Source organism: Candidatus Nanopelagicales bacterium, assembly GCA_030700225.1.
In the GTDB taxonomy this organism is placed as follows: Bacteria; Actinomycetota; Actinomycetes; order S36-B12.
In genome coordinates, this window is sequence record JAUYJT010000017.1 from 42,576 (window position 1) to 58,747 (window position 16,172).

Annotated in this window: 10 protein-coding genes; 9 read left to right on the top strand and 1 reads right to left on the bottom strand. The window is 64.4% G+C overall.

From position 1 onward, the window contains the following. The first annotated feature begins 52 nt into the window (after window positions 1-52). Genes gltB through pyk form a run of 3 tightly spaced genes read left to right on the top strand, consistent with a single transcriptional unit; the run spans window position 53 to window position 7,571 of the window. Window positions 53-4,657 carry a glutamate synthase large subunit gene (gene gltB, locus Q8P38_02100; GenBank protein ID MDP4013404.1) on the top strand — a complete coding sequence of 1,535 codons (4,605 nt, stop codon included), beginning with the start codon at window positions 53-55 and terminating at the stop codon, window positions 4,655-4,657. Continuing rightward, window positions 4,650-6,104, top strand: coding sequence for a glutamate synthase subunit beta (locus Q8P38_02105; GenBank protein MDP4013405.1), 1,455 nt, complete (start codon window positions 4,650-4,652; stop codon window positions 6,102-6,104). Before gltB ends, Q8P38_02105 begins: the two co-directional genes overlap by 8 nt. Before the next feature lie 18 nt (window positions 6,105-6,122). Continuing rightward, window positions 6,123-7,571: a pyruvate kinase gene (gene pyk / locus Q8P38_02110; protein MDP4013406.1), complete on the top strand. Its 1,449-nt coding sequence runs from the start codon at window positions 6,123-6,125 to the stop codon at window positions 7,569-7,571. Window positions 7,572-7,600: 29 nt separating this feature from the next. On the opposite strand, the gene Q8P38_02115 is transcribed toward pyk, so the two are convergent. Next, window positions 7,601-8,089, bottom strand: a complete 489-nt coding sequence (locus Q8P38_02115; GenBank protein ID MDP4013407.1) for a transcriptional regulator — start codon at window positions 8,087-8,089, stop codon at window positions 7,601-7,603. 246 nt (window positions 8,090-8,335) lie between these two features. On the opposite strand from Q8P38_02115, the gene pyrR reads away from it, so the two are divergent. From pyrR to carB, 6 genes are read left to right on the top strand one after another with little or no spacing between them, the layout of a single operon-like run. Next, window positions 8,336-8,914 (top strand): bifunctional pyr operon transcriptional regulator/uracil phosphoribosyltransferase PyrR, encoded by a 579-nt coding sequence (pyrR, locus tag Q8P38_02120; GenBank protein ID MDP4013408.1) that lies wholly within the window; start codon window positions 8,336-8,338, stop codon window positions 8,912-8,914. Further along, window positions 8,911-9,861, top strand: coding sequence for an aspartate carbamoyltransferase catalytic subunit (locus tag Q8P38_02125; GenBank protein MDP4013409.1), 951 nt, complete (start codon window positions 8,911-8,913; stop codon window positions 9,859-9,861). The genes pyrR and Q8P38_02125 overlap by 4 nt, the downstream gene beginning before the upstream one ends. Next, window positions 9,858-11,174, top strand: a complete 1,317-nt coding sequence (locus Q8P38_02130; protein MDP4013410.1) for a dihydroorotase — start codon at window positions 9,858-9,860, stop codon at window positions 11,172-11,174. The genes Q8P38_02125 and Q8P38_02130 overlap by 4 nt, the downstream gene beginning before the upstream one ends. After that, window positions 11,168-11,740, top strand: a complete 573-nt coding sequence (locus Q8P38_02135; GenBank protein ID MDP4013411.1) for a hypothetical protein — start codon at window positions 11,168-11,170, stop codon at window positions 11,738-11,740. Before Q8P38_02130 ends, Q8P38_02135 begins: the two co-directional genes overlap by 7 nt. 2 nt (window positions 11,741-11,742) lie before the next feature. Next, window positions 11,743-12,867 carry a glutamine-hydrolyzing carbamoyl-phosphate synthase small subunit gene (carA, locus tag Q8P38_02140; GenBank protein MDP4013412.1) on the top strand — a complete coding sequence of 375 codons (1,125 nt, stop codon included), beginning with the start codon at window positions 11,743-11,745 and terminating at the stop codon, window positions 12,865-12,867. Beyond that, window positions 12,854-16,156 (top strand): carbamoyl-phosphate synthase large subunit, encoded by a 3,303-nt coding sequence (gene carB, locus Q8P38_02145; GenBank protein MDP4013413.1) that lies wholly within the window; start codon window positions 12,854-12,856, stop codon window positions 16,154-16,156. The genes carA and carB overlap by 14 nt, the downstream gene beginning before the upstream one ends. Window positions 16,157-16,172: the final 16 nt, after the last annotated feature.

Here is a 16,172-nt window from a genome sequence, read left to right on the forward strand (position 1 = left end):
GGGGCGCGGCCGGTCACGATTTGGTGCCCAAAGGCACGCGTGAAGTAGGCTCATGGGCGCGGGGCCTGTCACTCTGCGGTTCACATCTGCGATGATCATCGCTGGAATTCGAAAGACGGAGGTTCACATCGTGCACACCGCCTTTCCGCGGCGCCAAGGCCTGTACGACCCGTCAGCCGAGCACGATTCGTGCGGCGTTGCCTTCGTGGCCACACTCACAGGCGAGCCAAGTCACGACATAGTCGACAAGGCGCTCTCAGCGCTGCATAACCTGGAACATCGCGGAGCATCAGGGTCGGAGCCGGACTCCGGTGACGGGGCCGGGATCCTCACTCAGGTACCAGACGAGTTCTTTCGACAGGTCGTCGAATTCGATCTGCCGCAGTCTGGTCAGTATGCCGTAGGCACAGCGTTCCTTCCGGTCGCCGCTGCTCTCGCGGATGAGGCTGCTGCTCGTGTGGACGAGATCGCGGCGGGTGAAGGGCTGGAGGTGCTCGGCTGGCGAGATCTGCCGGTCAACTCGGCCCTAGTGGGCCGCACGGCCCGCAGTGTCATGCCGAGGTTCCGGCAGCTGTTCCTCGCCGCCCCCGATCGTGGCTTGAAGGGGATGGATCTGGACCGCGTGGCGTTCTGCGTGCGCAAGAGGGCGGAGCGGGAAGCTGACGTGTACTTCCCTTCGCTATCCGCGCGGACAATCGTGTACAAGGGGATGCTGACGACAGCTCAGCTTGAGCCTTTCTACCCGGACATCTCCGATCCCCGCTTCACCTCGGCGATCGGCCTCGTTCACTCAAGGTTCTCCACCAACACGTTCCCGTCGTGGCCGCTGGCCCACCCCTATCGGATGATCGCGCACAACGGTGAGATCAACACAGTCATGGGCAACCGGAACTGGATGCGGGCGCGCGAGGCCATATTGACCTCGGACGTGATCCCGGGGGACCTCACGCGGCTGTTCCCGATCTGCACTCCCGGCGCCAGCGACTCGGCGTCGTTCGATGAGGTGCTGGAGCTGTTGCATCTGGGCGGGCGGGCATTGCCGCACGCGGTCCTGATGATGATCCCGGAGGCCTGGGAGAATCACGCTGAGATGGACCCCGCCCGGCGCGCGTTCTACGAGTTCCACTCAACGTTGATGGAGGCATGGGACGGCCCGGCGAACGTGTCCTTCACTGACGGAAACGTGGTCGGGGCAGTGCTGGACCGCAACGGCCTGCGGCCCGGGCGTTTCTGGGTGACTTCCGACGGGCTAGTTGTGCTGGCGTCAGAGACTGGAGTCCTGGATCTGGATCCGGCCACCGTAGTTCGTAAGGGCCGGTTGCAGCCGGGCAGAATGTTCCTAGTCGACGTCGGAGCCGGACGCGTCATGGAAGACGATGAGATCAAGTCCGCTCTTGCCGCCGAGAACCCATACCAGGAGTGGCTAGACGCCGGAGTCATTCATTTGGATGACCTGCCGGAGCGTGAGCATGTCGTGTACACCAGGGAGTCCGTGCTGCGCCGCCAGCAGATGTTCGGTTACACGGAAGAGGAACTTCGGATTCTGCTGACCCCGATGGCGGCGGCGGGGGTTGAACCGATTGGCTCCATGGGAACCGACACCCCGATCGCGGCCATCAGCGATCGGCCCCGGCTTCTGTTCGACTACTTCGCCCAGCTCTTCGCGCAAGTCACGAATCCTCCGCTTGACGCGATCCGGGAGGAGATCGTGACGGCCCTCAGCACGGGTATTGGCCCTTCGGGGAACGTCCTGGGCGCTGAGCCGGGCGACTGCCGTCAGGTGCGGTTGCCTTTCCCGGTGATCAACAACGATGACTTGGGCAAGATCCTCCACATCAACGCATCTGGTGATCAGCCAGGGCTGGCAGCCGGCAGCGTGTCCGGGCTGTACCGGGTCGATGAGGGCGGTGACGGACTGCGCCGCAGCCTGGACGCGGTCTGCCGCGAGGTCGACGCGCTGATCAACAAGGGCAAGCGGTTCATCATCTTGTCGGATAGGAATGCCGACGCGGACCGCGCTCCGATTCCGTCGCTGCTGTTGGCCTCAACTGTGCATCACCATCTCGTACGCGAGAAGACTCGGACCCTCGTCGGCATCATCGTCGAGGCCGGAGACGTGCGCGAAGTTCACCATGCGGCTTTGCTGATCGGCTATGGCGCGGCCGCGGTGAACCCGTATCTGGCCATGGAGACAGTCGAGAACCTGGCCCGCCGCGGGATGCTCGGTGATGTCGCGCCCGACGCGGCAGTCCGCAACCTGATCAGGGCCTTGGGCAAGGGTGTGCTGAAGGTCATGTCCAAGATGGGCGTATCGACCGTGTCGTCGTACTGCGGCGCTCAGATATTCGAGGCAGTCGGACTATCGGCGGAGCTGGTCGACCGCTACTTCACCGGCACGACGTCCAAGCTTGGGGGAATCGGTCTGGATGTGATCGCCGAGGAAGTCGCACGTCGGCATCGGGTCGCCTTCCCCCCGAGCGGAGTGTCGCCAGCCCACCGCAGGCTTGCCGTTGGAGGCGAGTACCAATGGCGCCGCGAAGGCGAACCGCACATGTTCGACCCGGAAGCGGTGTTCTGGCTGCAGTACTCAACGCGAGAGAACCATCCGGGTGTCTATCGCAAGTACAGTCAGCGCGTCGACGACCAGTCCGCGAGGTTGATGACGCTGCGCGGGCTGTTCCGATTCAAGGATGGGCTGCGCCCGGCACTACCGCTCGATGAGGTGGAACCTGTCCACGAGATCGTCAAAAGGTTCTCCACCGGTGCGATGTCGTACGGGTCGATCTCGTCCGAAGCGCATTCGACCCTCGCGGTCGCGATGAATCGACTGGGTGGGAAGTCCAACACCGGAGAGGGCGGTGAGGATCCTGAGCGCTTCGTGTCCATGGCCAATGGGGACTCCCAGCGCTCTTCGGTGAAGCAGGTCGCGTCCGGACGCTTCGGTGTGACCAGCGAGTACCTGGTGAACAGCGACGATATTCAGATCAAGATGGCTCAGGGCGCCAAGCCTGGCGAAGGCGGGCAGCTCCCAGGTCACAAGGTCTATCCGTGGGTGGCCAAGACCCGCCACTCCACGCCAGGTGTCGGACTGATCTCTCCACCGCCTCACCACGACATCTACTCGATCGAGGATCTGGCCCAGCTGATCCACGATCTGAAGAACGCCAATCGCCACGCGCGAATTCACGTCAAGCTGGTCTCCGAAGTTGGGGTCGGGACGGTAGCGGCTGGCGTCAGCAAGGCCCACGCTGACGTGATCCTGATCTCCGGGCACGACGGCGGTACTGGGGCGTCGCCGCTGACGTCGCTGAAGCATGCTGGAGCGCCGTGGGAGCTGGGATTGGCTGAGACGCAGCAGACGCTGTTGTTGAACAACTTGCGCGACCGCGTCGTTCTGCAAACCGACGGGCAACTCAAGACCGGCCGAGACGTAGTCGTGGCGGCGCTGCTCGGTGCCGAGGAGTTCGGATTCTCGTCCGCGCCGCTGGTGGTCCTGGGTTGCGTCATGATGCGGGTGTGTCATCTGGACACCTGTCCGGTCGGGATCGCGACTCAGAACCCGGTTCTAAGGGACCGGTTCACAGGCAAGGCTGCACATCTGGTCCGGTATTTTGAGTTCCTAGCGGAGGAGGTTCGCGAGTACTTGGCCGCGCTGGGGTTCCACAGCCTGGATGAGGCGATCGGTCACGCCGAGATGCTGGACACCGCTGAGGCGATCGATCACTGGAAGGCCAGCAACCTGGACCTGAGTCCGATCCTCCACGTGCCGGATGTGGCGCATTCCAAGCGCAAGGTAATCGAGCAGGACCATGGTCTGGATCACGCCCTGGACAACGAGCTGATCCGATTGCGTGAGGACGCGCTCCGCAGGGGGGAGCCTGTCAGGGGCCACTTCCCGATACGAAACGTCAATCGCACGGTCGGGACGATGCTGGGGGCTCAGATATCTCGCACGTACGGCGGGGACGGGATGCCGGAAGGCAGCATCGACCTGACGTTTGTCGGATCCGCGGGGCAGTCCTTCGGCGCATTCATTCCGCGCGGCGTAACCCTGAGGCTGGAGGGGGACGCCAATGACTACCTGGGCAAGGGGCTGTCGGGCGGGACGATCGTGGTGCGTCCCGATCGGAAGTCCGTGCTCGTCGCGGAGGAGAACATCATCGCGGGGAACGTCATCTGCTACGGAGCCACGTCCGGGAACGTGTTCCTAAGGGGACTCGTCGGGGAGCGGTTCTGCGTGCGCAACTCCGGCGCGACCGCTGTCGTGGAAGGTGTCGGTGACCACGGCTGCGAGTACATGACCGGAGGCAGGGTAGTAGTGCTTGGCTCCACAGGCCGCAACTTCGCGGCGGGAATGTCCGGTGGAGTCGCCTACCTGCTGGATCCGGACCCGAGGCGGATCAACACAGGGATGGTTGAGCTGGAGGATCTCGATGATGATGATGACCGGAAGTTCCTCCTTCAGATCATCGAACAGCACTTCCTGGAAACCGAGTCCCCTGTGGCGAAGCGGCTGATGGACGACCCCAACTCCGCGTTGGCCAGATTCGCGAAGATCATGCCAGTCGACTTCAAGCGAGTGCTGATGGCTCGGGCGCAGGCCGAATCGCAGGGTCGCGACCCGATCGAGGCGATCATGGAGGCGAGTCGTGGGTGATCCGCGAGGATTCCTAGGTCATGGGCGTGAGTTGCCGGGGCGCCGACCTGTCGATGTTCGCATCCATGACTGGCAGGAAGTCTATAGAGAGTTCCCTGAATCCCGGTTGCGTACGCAGGCCACGCGGTGCATGGACTGCGGAATCCCGTTTTGTCACAGCGGATGCCCGCTGGGGAACCTGATCCCCGAGTGGAACGATCTCGTTCGCCGCGGCGACTGGCGAGCGGCGAGCGAACGACTGCACGCGACGAACAACTTCCCGGAGTTCACCGGTCGACTGTGCCCGGCGCCGTGTGAGACCGCCTGCGTGTTGGGCATCAACCAGGATCCCGTGACGATCAAGCAGGTTGAGGTCTCGATCGCGGAGAAAGCTTGGCAGGCCGGCATGGTTTCCTCCCAACCCCCGGCCCGCCAATCGGGCCGAACCGTGGCAGTAGTGGGATCTGGACCCGCGGGGTTGGCGGCAGCGCAGCAGCTCGCCAGGGCCGGCCACACCGTCGCGGTGCTTGAGCGGGCTGACCGGATCGGAGGCCTGCTTCGCTACGGCATTCCGGAGTTCAAGATGGAGAAGCACCACCTTGATCGTCGCCTGCGCCAGATGGAGGCCGAAGGAGTGCGCTTCCGACCCGGCGTGAACGTCGGCATGGACGTCACAGGTGAGGCCCTGCTAAATCGGTACGACGCCATCGTGCTCGCTGTCGGGTCAACTCGTAGCCGGGACCTGATCGTGCCGGGCCGAGAGCTAGACGGTGTGCACCAGGCCATGGAGTATCTGGAGCTAGCCAACCGCGTCTGCGAAGGCGACATCGAACTTTCCCCGATCGACGTGCACGGAAAGCACGTCGTCGTCATCGGCGGCGGCGACACGGGCGCGGACTGCGTCGGAACCGCTCATCGCCAAGGGGCCTCAGCGGTGACCCAGCTAGAGATCCTGCCCCTGTCCCCTCACGAGCGGCTAGTGAACCAGCCCTGGCCCACGTACCCGATGATCTACCGAGTCTCCAGCGCCCATGAGGAAGGCGGAGAGCGGATCTTCGGTGTCTCCACAGACGCGTTCCTGGACGATGGATCAGGACGGGTCGGGGCTCTGCGATTGACCGATGTCGAGTTCGAGGACGGTCAGTTCATTCCCGTCCCAGGTTCTACGCGCGAGCTGGCCGCGGATTTCGTGTTCCTGGCCATGGGTTTCACGGGAGTCGAGGCGGAGCTGTGGAGGACTCAGTTCGGGGTCGAAATCACGGATCGGGGTTCAATCGAGCGCGATGACGCCTATCGGACGTGCGTACCAGGCGTGTTCGCCGCCGGGGACGCCGGGCGTGGGCAGTCCCTGATCGTGTGGGCGATCGCGGAGGGTCGCGCGGCTGCCGCGTCTGTGGACCGGTACCTCACCGGGTCATCGAACCTCCCAGTCCCGATCGCGGCATCGGCGAGGCAGTTGTCTGTCTGAGGCGCTGACCATGGCAACGTGGCCGGCCATCTGGCTAGTGTGCTGATCATGCGCCGAGCGAAGATCGTATGCACACTGGGCCCGGCGACATCTGACTACGACGCGGTGCGTGGCCTCGTGGAGTGCGGCATGGACGTGGCGCGGCTGAATCTGTCCCACGGCACGTACGAACAGCAAGAAGCCACGTACAGGAACGTGCGCAGGGCCTCCGAGGAGACCGGCAGAGGGGTCGGCATACTCGTTGACCTGCAGGGCCCTAAGATCCGGCTTGGTGTCTTCGCGGACGGCCCCGTGGCGCTCGCTCGCGGGGCGCGCTTCGTAATCACGACCCAGGACGAACTCGGCGACGAGTCAGGGTGTTCGACTACCTACGCGGGGTTGCCGCAAGACGTCAAGCCGGACGACTTGATCCTCGTGGACGACGGTCGCGTGACTTTGCGGGTCACCTCCATTGACGGCCCGCGCGTTGTGACTCAGGTCGTGGAGCCCGGCGTTGTGTCCGACCATAAGGGTCTGAACTTGCCTGGGGTAGTAGTCAGCGCACCGGCTCTTACCGACAAGGATGCGGCGGATCTTCGTTGGGCGCTGCGAACTGGCGCTGACATGATCGCGCTGTCGTTCGTGCGCGAGGCCAGCGACATCGATGCGTTGCACCGGATCATGGAGGAGGAGGGCTGCCGCGTTCCCGTTCTGGCCAAGATTGAGAAGCCCCAAGCCATAGCCCGGCTTGACCAGATCGTTGAGAGATTCGACGGAGTCATGGTTGCCAGGGGGGACCTTGGAGTGGAGCTGGCGCTGGAGCGAGTTCCGCTGGAACAGAAGCGGGCGATCGACTTGTGTCGGCGGCTCGGGAAGCCGGTGATTGTGGCGACCCAAATGCTGGAGTCGATGGTTACGGCATCGCGCCCCACCCGTGCTGAGGTTTCTGACGTGGCCAACGCAGTTCTCGACGGCGCCGATGCACTGATGCTTTCGGAAGAAACCAGCGTGGGTAAGGATCCCGCGCTGGTCGTGCGGACGATGGCCCGAATCATTCAGCACGTGGAAGAGCATGCGCTGGATCGTCTGCCGGAGATGCCTCAGGAGTCGATTGTGTCAACCGCGCGCGCTGTTACGCGGGCAGCTGTCGAAGTCGGTCAGGCAGTCGACGCGGCGTTCCTGATCGCATTCACCGAAACAGGCTCGACCGCTCGGCTGATGGCGCGACACAGGGCTGCGGTACCGCTGCTGGCCTACACGCCCAATCCCCGAGTCCGCCATTGGCTGGCCCTTGTGTGGGGGGTCGAGGCTTTCCTCGCGCCGCAGGCGGCCGACACCGATGCGCTTGTTGATGAGGTGGACGCGGCTCTGCTTGGGAGCGGACGAGCCAGCGGTGGGGAGCTGGTGGTAATTGTGGCCGGGGTTCCACCTGGAGTTCCAGGCACTACGAATGGAATGCGCGTACACCCGGTGGGCAGGACTAGTTAGGGCACTAGTTAGGGCGCAGCCGTCCAGAGTCAGTCAGTGACCGCCCGGGAGTCCACGTTCAAAACGCCCCAGGCCTTCAGCTCCTCGACCAAGAGGCTCGCCGGCTGGTCGTAGATGACCGCGAGGGTCCGCAAGTCTTCCTGTCGGATCGACAGCACGCGGCCGTTGTAGTCACCCCGCTGGGATTGGATAGCGGTGACGTAGCGAGCAAGCGGTCCCGCCTTGTCCGCGGGCAGCCGAGTCAACTGCTCAAGATCGACTGTCATCTGCGGTGACAGGTCATGCTGCGTGGCCACAGAGCCGCCAGGGAGGAGCTCGGTGACGGGGACCGCGTAGAACTCGGCCAGAGCGGCCAGCTTCGCGACAGTGATCGCCCGGTCCCCACGCTCGTAGGATCCGACAACGACGGCCTTCCAGCGAGATCCTGACTTTTCCTCCACACCCTGGAGTGACAGACCCTGCTGCTGTCGAATCGCCCGCAGACGGGCGCCGAGCGCCTTGGCATAGTCAGAGGCCATATCCCCATCCTTCCCACTGATCCAGCCGACGACTCGAGTATGAGCCTACGTCTACGGTAAGTAACGACCGGGCGGCTCCGCAAACTGGGGCACGGGAGTCTTGCGTCACACCGCCGCTCGTCGGCCTGGCGCGGACTCAAGCCCGACCTGACGATCGCCGCTCATTAGGCGCCGTGTTGAGCGGGTGGTAGCGTCAACGCGGGCATCCTTTAACGGCCCGTCCAGTGAGGCGGTCAAGGAGGTCGGATGAGTTCTGGAACCGATGAAGGTTCGGTCGTCCTCGACGGGGCGGACATTTCGCGGGTGATTTCCCGCATGTCTCACGAGATCGTTGAACAAACACGCGGGGCCCACGGCCTAGTAGTCATGGGGATCCCCACGCGCGGAGCGGTGCTCGCGCGCCGCATCGCTTCCAGGATCAGCGAGGTTGAGGCGGCCAGGGTTCCAACCGGATCCATTGACGTAACCATGTACCGGGATGACCTGAGCATGCGTCCGGCCCGGGCATTGGGCCCCACTGACATCCCTCACGGCGGCATCGACGGTCGCACAGTGGTCCTTGTGGACGACGTGCTCTTCTCAGGGCGGACCGTGAGGGCGGCTCTGGATGCCGTGATTGACCTAGGACGTCCCCGGAGCATTCGGCTGGCGGTTCTCGTGGATCGCGGCCATCGCGAGCTGCCGATCCGGGCGGACTACGTCGGCAAGAACATCCCCACCGCCGTCGACGAGAGCGTCCAAGTGCGCCTGGCGGAGGTGGACGGTGTCGACGAGGTGGTTCTGGTCCGTCGTGGTCATCGTGGCTACTTCGAGGAGCGGGCGTGAACCGGCATCTGCTTTCAGCCGGGGACCTGGACCGGCAGGACGCGATTCTGGTCCTCGACACCGCTTCTCAGATGGCCACGCTCACCGACAGATCTGTGAAGAAGCTGCCGACTCTGCGCGGCCGGACGGTTGTGAACCTGTTCTTCGAAGATTCGACCAGGACCCGGATCTCCTTCGAAGCCGCCGCCAAGCGCCTATCCGCGGACGTCATCAACTTCTCGGCCAAGGGATCCAGCACATCCAAGGGCGAGAGCTTGAAGGACACCGCGCTGACGCTGCAGGCTATGGGCGCTGATGCCGTTGTCATCCGGCACGGGTCGTCTGGGGCACCCTGGCAGCTGGCCGCGTCAGACTGGATCGATGGGGCGATAATCAACGCTGGCGACGGTACCCATGAGCATCCGACTCAGGCGCTGCTCGACGCTTTCACGATGCGGCGGCACCTGTGCGGTGGAGCCGGAGACTTGGCCGGGCTTCGCGTTACTCTCGCGGGCGATGTGCTGCACAGCCGGGTCGCTCGTTCGAACGTGCTGCTGCTGTCAACTCTCGGTGCAATCGTCACGCTCGTCGCCCCCCCGACGCTCCTGCCCGTCGGAGTGGACCAATGGCCGTGCGAGGTGTCGTATGACATCGACGCTGTGCTGGAAAACACTGACGCGATGATGATGTTGCGTGTTCAGCGGGAGCGGATGAAGGATGCCTTCTTCCCGAGCGCGAGGGAGTACACGCGACGCTACGGACTGGATGAGCGCCGGATGGATCGGTTGCCCCAGCACGCCATCGTGATGCACCCCGGGCCCATGAACCGTGGAGTTGAGATAGCCGACGGTGTGGCCGACTCGCCGCGTTCCGTGATCGTCGAACAGGTGACCAACGGTGTCAGCGTGCGCATGGCAGTGCTGTATCTGCTCGTTGGCGGCGCTCGCTCGGAACAGGAAGTCGCATGAGCGCCCCATCACGCCGGGTGATCATCCGGGACGCCAGACCCCTGGGTGGCGACGCGGTCGACGTAGTTCTCGTGGACGGCAAGATCGCCGCGATCGCGCCACCTGGGGCTGATTCGAGGAATGCCCCCGAGGACGCGATCGTGATCGAAGGTCGAGGCAACGTTCTGCTTCCCGGGCTCGTGGACCTGCACACGCACCTGCGCGAGCCGGGCCGCGAGGACGCCGAGACTGTGCTCACAGGTTCCGCAGCTGCGGCTGTCGGTGGCTTCACCGCCGTTCACGCCATGGCCAACACCGATCCCGTTGCCGACACCGCTGGTGTCGTTGAGCAGGTGTGGAGGCTGGGCCGCGACGCCGGGTACTGCGATGTGCGGCCAGTAGGCGCCGTAACGGTTGGGCTGGCCGGCTCACAGCTGGCCGAACTCGGTGCGATGGCCGAATCAGCCGCCAGTGTGCGAATGTTCAGCGACGACGGCAAGTGCGTCGACGACGCGGTCATGATGCGGCGCGCGATGGAGTACGTGAAGGCCCTCGACGGGGTCATCGCCCAGCACGCCCAGGAGTCCCGGCTCACCCGGGGCGCTCAGATGAATGAGGGCGCGGTGTCGGCGGTTCTGGGGCTAGCCGGCTGGCCCGCAGTCGCCGAAGAGGCCATCATCGCTCGCGACGTACTCCTGGCTGAACACGTCGGTTCCCGCGTCCACATCTGCCACGTGTCGACAGCCGGAAGTGTCGACATCATCCGTAGGGCCAAGGAAGTCGGCATCGCCGTTACCGCAGAGGTCACGCCGCATCACCTGATGCTCACCGACGATCTGGTCAACGGATACGACCCCGTGTTCAAGGTGAATCCGCCGCTGCGCACGATGCGCGACGTCGAAGCCGTGCGGCAAGGTCTCGTGGACGGGACGATCGACGTTGTCGCCACCGACCATGCGCCTCACCCCTCCGAGGACAAAGAATGCGAATGGAGCGCCGCCGCGTTCGGCATGCTCGGGCTGCCCACCGCGTTGTCCGTCGTTATCGCGGCCACGCTGGAAACTGGCCTGCTCGACTGGGCGGGTATCGCGCGCTGCATGAGTGTCAATCCGGCCAAGATCGGCAGTGTCGAGACCCAGGGACGGCCGATCAGTGTCGGCGAGCCGGCGAACCTAGTGCTGGTTGATCCCGGCGCACGCTGGGTTGTCGACCCGATCAAGTTCCCGGGTCCTTCGCGCAACTCGCCCTTCGCGGGTATGGAGCTGCCAGGGCGCGTGGTCGCGACGATCTACGCGGGCACGCCCACAGTGCTGGAAGGGGTCTTGCAGTGGTGATCCGAGGGCTGAGCGCTGGGCAGACATACAGTGAGCAGGCGTCGCTGGGTCAGTGGGCGACGCGCGTGATCATGACGTTGATTGTCTTGGCGATCATCGCCTTGGCCCTTTATGGGATGAGGCACGGCTGGCGCGCGCGGGCACGCCGCCAGTCGGAGCTCCCCGCCCTGCCCGCAGGGGGGCCGTCTACCGGGCGCGCCGAGGTTATTGGCACGTACGTGGGGACCGTGCGCGCCGGTGATTGGCTAGACCGGATCGTGGCGGCGGGAGGTCCGGCGCGTGCCGCGATCAGTGTTGGGCCTGACGGTGTGGAAATCCGCAGGTCAGGTGAGGACTCGCTGGTGATCGGGGCCGACCGGCTGGTGGAAGTCGGCACTGCCCCCGGCCTGCTGCAGAAGGTGTATGGGCGCCATGGGGTGCTGCTGATCACTTGGATGTGGGGTGATCAGATGGTTTCGAGTGGGCTTTGGTTCTCAGACCCTTCGGACCAGCGCTTGGTCCGCGTGGCGGTCGAGGGGATCGCTGGGCGGACCCAGGCGGCTGAGTCAGCCCCGGAAACGGCCTGATCATGGATCGGCAGCCAGCGGTGCTGGTTTTGGAGGATGGTCGGGAGTTCGCCGGCCGGTCGTTCGGGGCCCTTGGTTCGACGCTCGGAGAGGCCGTCTTCGCCACGGGAATGACCGGGTACCAGGAGACGCTCACAGACCCCTCCTATCACCGTCAGATAGTCGTGCAGACGGCTCCGCACATCGGCAACACTGGGATGAACGCGCAGGATCCAGAGTCGCGGGCGATCTGGGTGGCCGGATACGTCGTTCGGGATCCATCTCCCCTGGCCAGCAGCTGGCGAGCCAGCTCTGAGCTGGAGCCGGACCTGATCAGCGCGGGAGTCGTTGGGATCTGCGGGGTCGACACTCGGGCGCTGACACGGCACCTGCGGGACCGCGGGGCCATGAGGGCAGGGATCTTCTCGGGGGATGAAAGTGGTGGCGTGGGCCGTCTGGACCGAGTGCTCGCCTGTCCGAGCATGGTCGGCGCGGACCTGTCTGGCGAAGTCACTACGAGCGAGCCGTACATCGTGGAAGCGTTGGGCGAGCGGCGCTTCACCGTGGCCGCGGTCGACCTGGGTATCAAGACGATGACGCCCCAGCGCCTGGCGGAACGGGGTGTGCGCGTGCTGGTGCTTCCGGCGGGCGTCACTGCCGCCGACCTGATGGCGACCGAAGCGGATGGCTACTTCTTCTCCAACGGGCCTGGGGACCCGGCGGCTGCTGACCACGCGGTTGAGCTGGCACGCGCCCTCCTCGCGGCCGACCATCCAGTGTTCGGGATCTGCTTCGGCCATCAAGTGTTCGGCCGGGCGCTGGGGCTGGGGACATTCAAGCTTCCGTTCGGCCACCGAGGCATCAACCAGCCTGTCCGAGACCACTTCACGGGCCGCGTCGAGATAACCGCCCACAACCACGGATTCGCCATCAGCGCGCCAGAAGGAGACTTCGACACGCCTTTCGGGCCAGCCCGCGTCAGTCACTCGTGCCTGAACGATGGCGTTGTGGAGGGGCTAAGACTCAACAGCGGTCGGTCGTTCAGCGTTCAGTACCATCCCGAGGCGGCCGCCGGGCCCCACGATGCCGCGTACTTGTTCGACCGCTTCTGTGACGTCATGGGAGGTTCGCCAGATGCCTTTGCGTGATGACATCAGTTCGGTGCTCGTCATCGGTTCTGGACCGATCGTGATCGGGCAGGCGTGCGAGTTCGACTACTCCGGAACGCAGGCCTGCCGCGTGCTGAAGATGGAGGGTTTGCGGGTAGTGCTCGTCAACAGCAACCCCGCGACGATCATGACGGACCCGGAGTTCGCCGACGCCACGTATGTGGAGCCGATCACCGCGGAGTTCGTTGAGAGGATCATCGAGCGTGAGCGGCCCGACGCTCTGCTGCCCACGCTTGGGGGGCAAACAGCGCTGAATACCGCGATGGAACTTCACAGGTCCGGATGCCTGCGGAAGTACGAAGTCGAGCTGATCGGCGCGAACGTCGAGGCGATCGAACGCGGCGAGAACCGCGAGGTATTCAAGCGCGTTGTGGACTCGATTGGGGCGGAGTCGGCCGCGAGCAGGATCTGTCACTCCATCGATGAGTGCCTGGCGGCCGCGCTGGAGCTGAACTACCCCGTCGTCGTGCGGCCTTCGTTCACCATGGGTGGCGCTGGATCGGGGATCGCGCACGATGCGGACGAGTTGACTCGCATGGCTGGGGCGGGCCTGTTGGCGAGCCCAACCACGGAGGTGCTCCTGGAGGAGTCGATCCTTGGCTGGAAGGAGTTCGAGCTGGAGCTGATGCGCGACCACAACGACAACGTGGTCGTCATCTGTTCGATTGAGAACCTGGATCCGATGGGCGTTCACACAGGTGACTCCATCACGGTCGCGCCGGCTCTGACCCTGACTGATCGTGAGTACCAGCGGCTGCGCGACATCGGAATCGCGATCATTCGCGCAGTCGGAGTGGATACCGGCGGGTGCAACATCCAGTTCGCGGTCAACCCGGCGGATGGCCGAATCATCGTGATCGAGATGAACCCGCGCGTGTCCCGATCAAGTGCTTTGGCCAGCAAGGCGACGGGGTTCCCCATCGCGAAGATCGCCGCGCGGCTGGCTGTCGGCTATTCGCTTGATGAGATCCGCAACGACATCACCTTGGAGACGCCGGCCTCATTCGAGCCCGCGCTGGACTATGTCGTAGTGAAGGTTCCCCGGTTCGCCTTCGAGAAGTTCCCTGAGGCGGACGATCGGCTCACTACGACGATGAAGAGCGTCGGGGAGGCCATGGCCATAGGGCGCAACTTCACTGAGGCGTTGCAGAAAGCTCTTCGATCCCTTGAGAACCCCGGGGCATCGTTCTCATGGAGCGGCGACAGGCCCGATCCGGCGCCTTTGCTAGTGGAGATGTCCACGGCCAGGGAGGGGCGCATCCGCCAGGTCCAGCAAGCGCTGTGGGGCGGGGCGTCGATAGACCAGGTTCATGAGGCGACCTGTATAGACCCGTGGTTCCTAGCACAGGTCGATCTGCTGAACGCGGTGGCGGAGAAGGTGCGCGCCTCCCACGAACTGGATGCCGACGTGTTGAGACTCGCCAAGAGGCACGGATTCTCCGACAAGCAGATCGCCCAGATCGCCGACCTTGACGAGGCGGTCGTGCGCGGTGTCCGGCATGCGCTTGGCATCCGGCCTGTCTACAAGACGGTTGACACGTGCGCCGCCGAATTCCCCGCTCAGACTCCCTACCACTACTCGACCTACGAAGACGAAACAGAAGTCGAGCCGGGCGATCGCCCGAAGGTGATCATCCTGGGCTCGGGTCCCAACCGAATCGGTCAAGGGATCGAGTTCGACTACTCCTGTGTGCACGCGTCCCTGACTCTCCGCGAGGACGGGTACGAGACCGTGATGGTCAACTGCAACCCCGAGACAGTGTCCACCGACTACGACACCTCGGACCGGCTGTACTTCGAGCCGCTCACCTTGGAGGACGTGCTCGAGATCTACTACGCCGAGTGCCAGTCGGGCGAGGTGGCGGGATTGATCGTGCAGCTGGGGGGGCAGACGCCGCTGGGCCTGGCTCAGCCGCTGAAGGACGCGGGTGTGCCGGTCGTGGGGACACCTCCGGAGGCCATCCACTTGGCTGAGGACAGGGGCGCATTCGGCATGGTGCTCGCGGAAGCGGGGCTGCCAGCTCCTCCGTATGGCACCGCTAGGTCGTTCGATGAGGCGCGCGCCATAGCCCACAAGATCGGGTACCCCGTCCTTGTACGGCCCTCATACGTGCTGGGCGGTAGGGGTATGGAGATCGTCTACGACGATGAGATGCTCGCTGGCTTCCTGCACCGTGCCACCCAGCTGAACCCGGAGCACCCGGTCCTGATCGACAGGTTCCTGGATGATGCGATCGAGATCGACGTTGACGCGTTGTTCGATGGCACCGATCTGTTCCTCGGCGGAGTGATGGAGCACATCGAGGAAGCGGGGATCCACTCGGGAGATTCGGCCTGTGCGCTGCCTCCGATCACTTTGGGTCGTGCCGCGCTCGAGACGATCCGCGAATCGACCCGAGCCATCGCCGAAGGTGTTGGAGTACGCGGTCTGATGAATGTGCAGTACGCGCTCAGCGGAGATGTGCTGTATGTGTTGGAGGCCAACCCCCGGGCCTCCAGGACTGTGCCATTCGTTTCGAAGAGCACCGCCGTTCCGCTGGCTAAGGCAGCAGCTCGGGTGATGATGGGCGAAAGCATCAGAAGTCTTCGCCAGCAGGGGCTACTGCCGACGAGCGGCGATGGCGGGAACCTACCGGTTGGCGGACCGATCGCTGTGAAGGAAGCAGTGCTGCCCTTCGGTCGTTTTCACGGGGTTGACACCGTCCTGGGCCCCGAAATGCGTTCCACAGGTGAAGTGATGGGGATCGACGCTTCATTCGGGACCGCGTTCGCCAAGTCACAGGTTGGCGCGTACCAAGGCGGTCTGCCGGCTGGCGGACGCGTGTTGGTCTCGGTGGCGAACCGTGACAAGCGCGCGATGATTCTTCCCGTGAAGCGTTTGGCTGACCTTGGCTTCGAGGTTATGGCGACGGAGGGGACCGCCGAGATTCTGCGGCGCAACGGTCTGAAGGCCTCCGTGGTTCGCAAGCACCGCCAGGGGCCTGGCCCGAACGGCGAGCCGACAACTGTCCAGGCGATCATGGCCGGAGACGTAGATCTGATTGTCAACACCCCATTCGGCGTCGGCACCCGATTGGACGGCTATGAGATTCGCACCGCGGCCGTCACGCGCGCCATCCCCTGCATCACGACGGTCGCCGGGCTCGCCGCCGCTGTCCAGGGCATCGAGGCCGGATCTTCGGAGGTTTCGGTCCGGTCGCTGCAGGAGTACGCCCTGGACCTCGCGTTCCTGCGCGCGGGTGAGCCCGATCCCAGTGGAGAGACATGACGGCTGCGCGCCAATG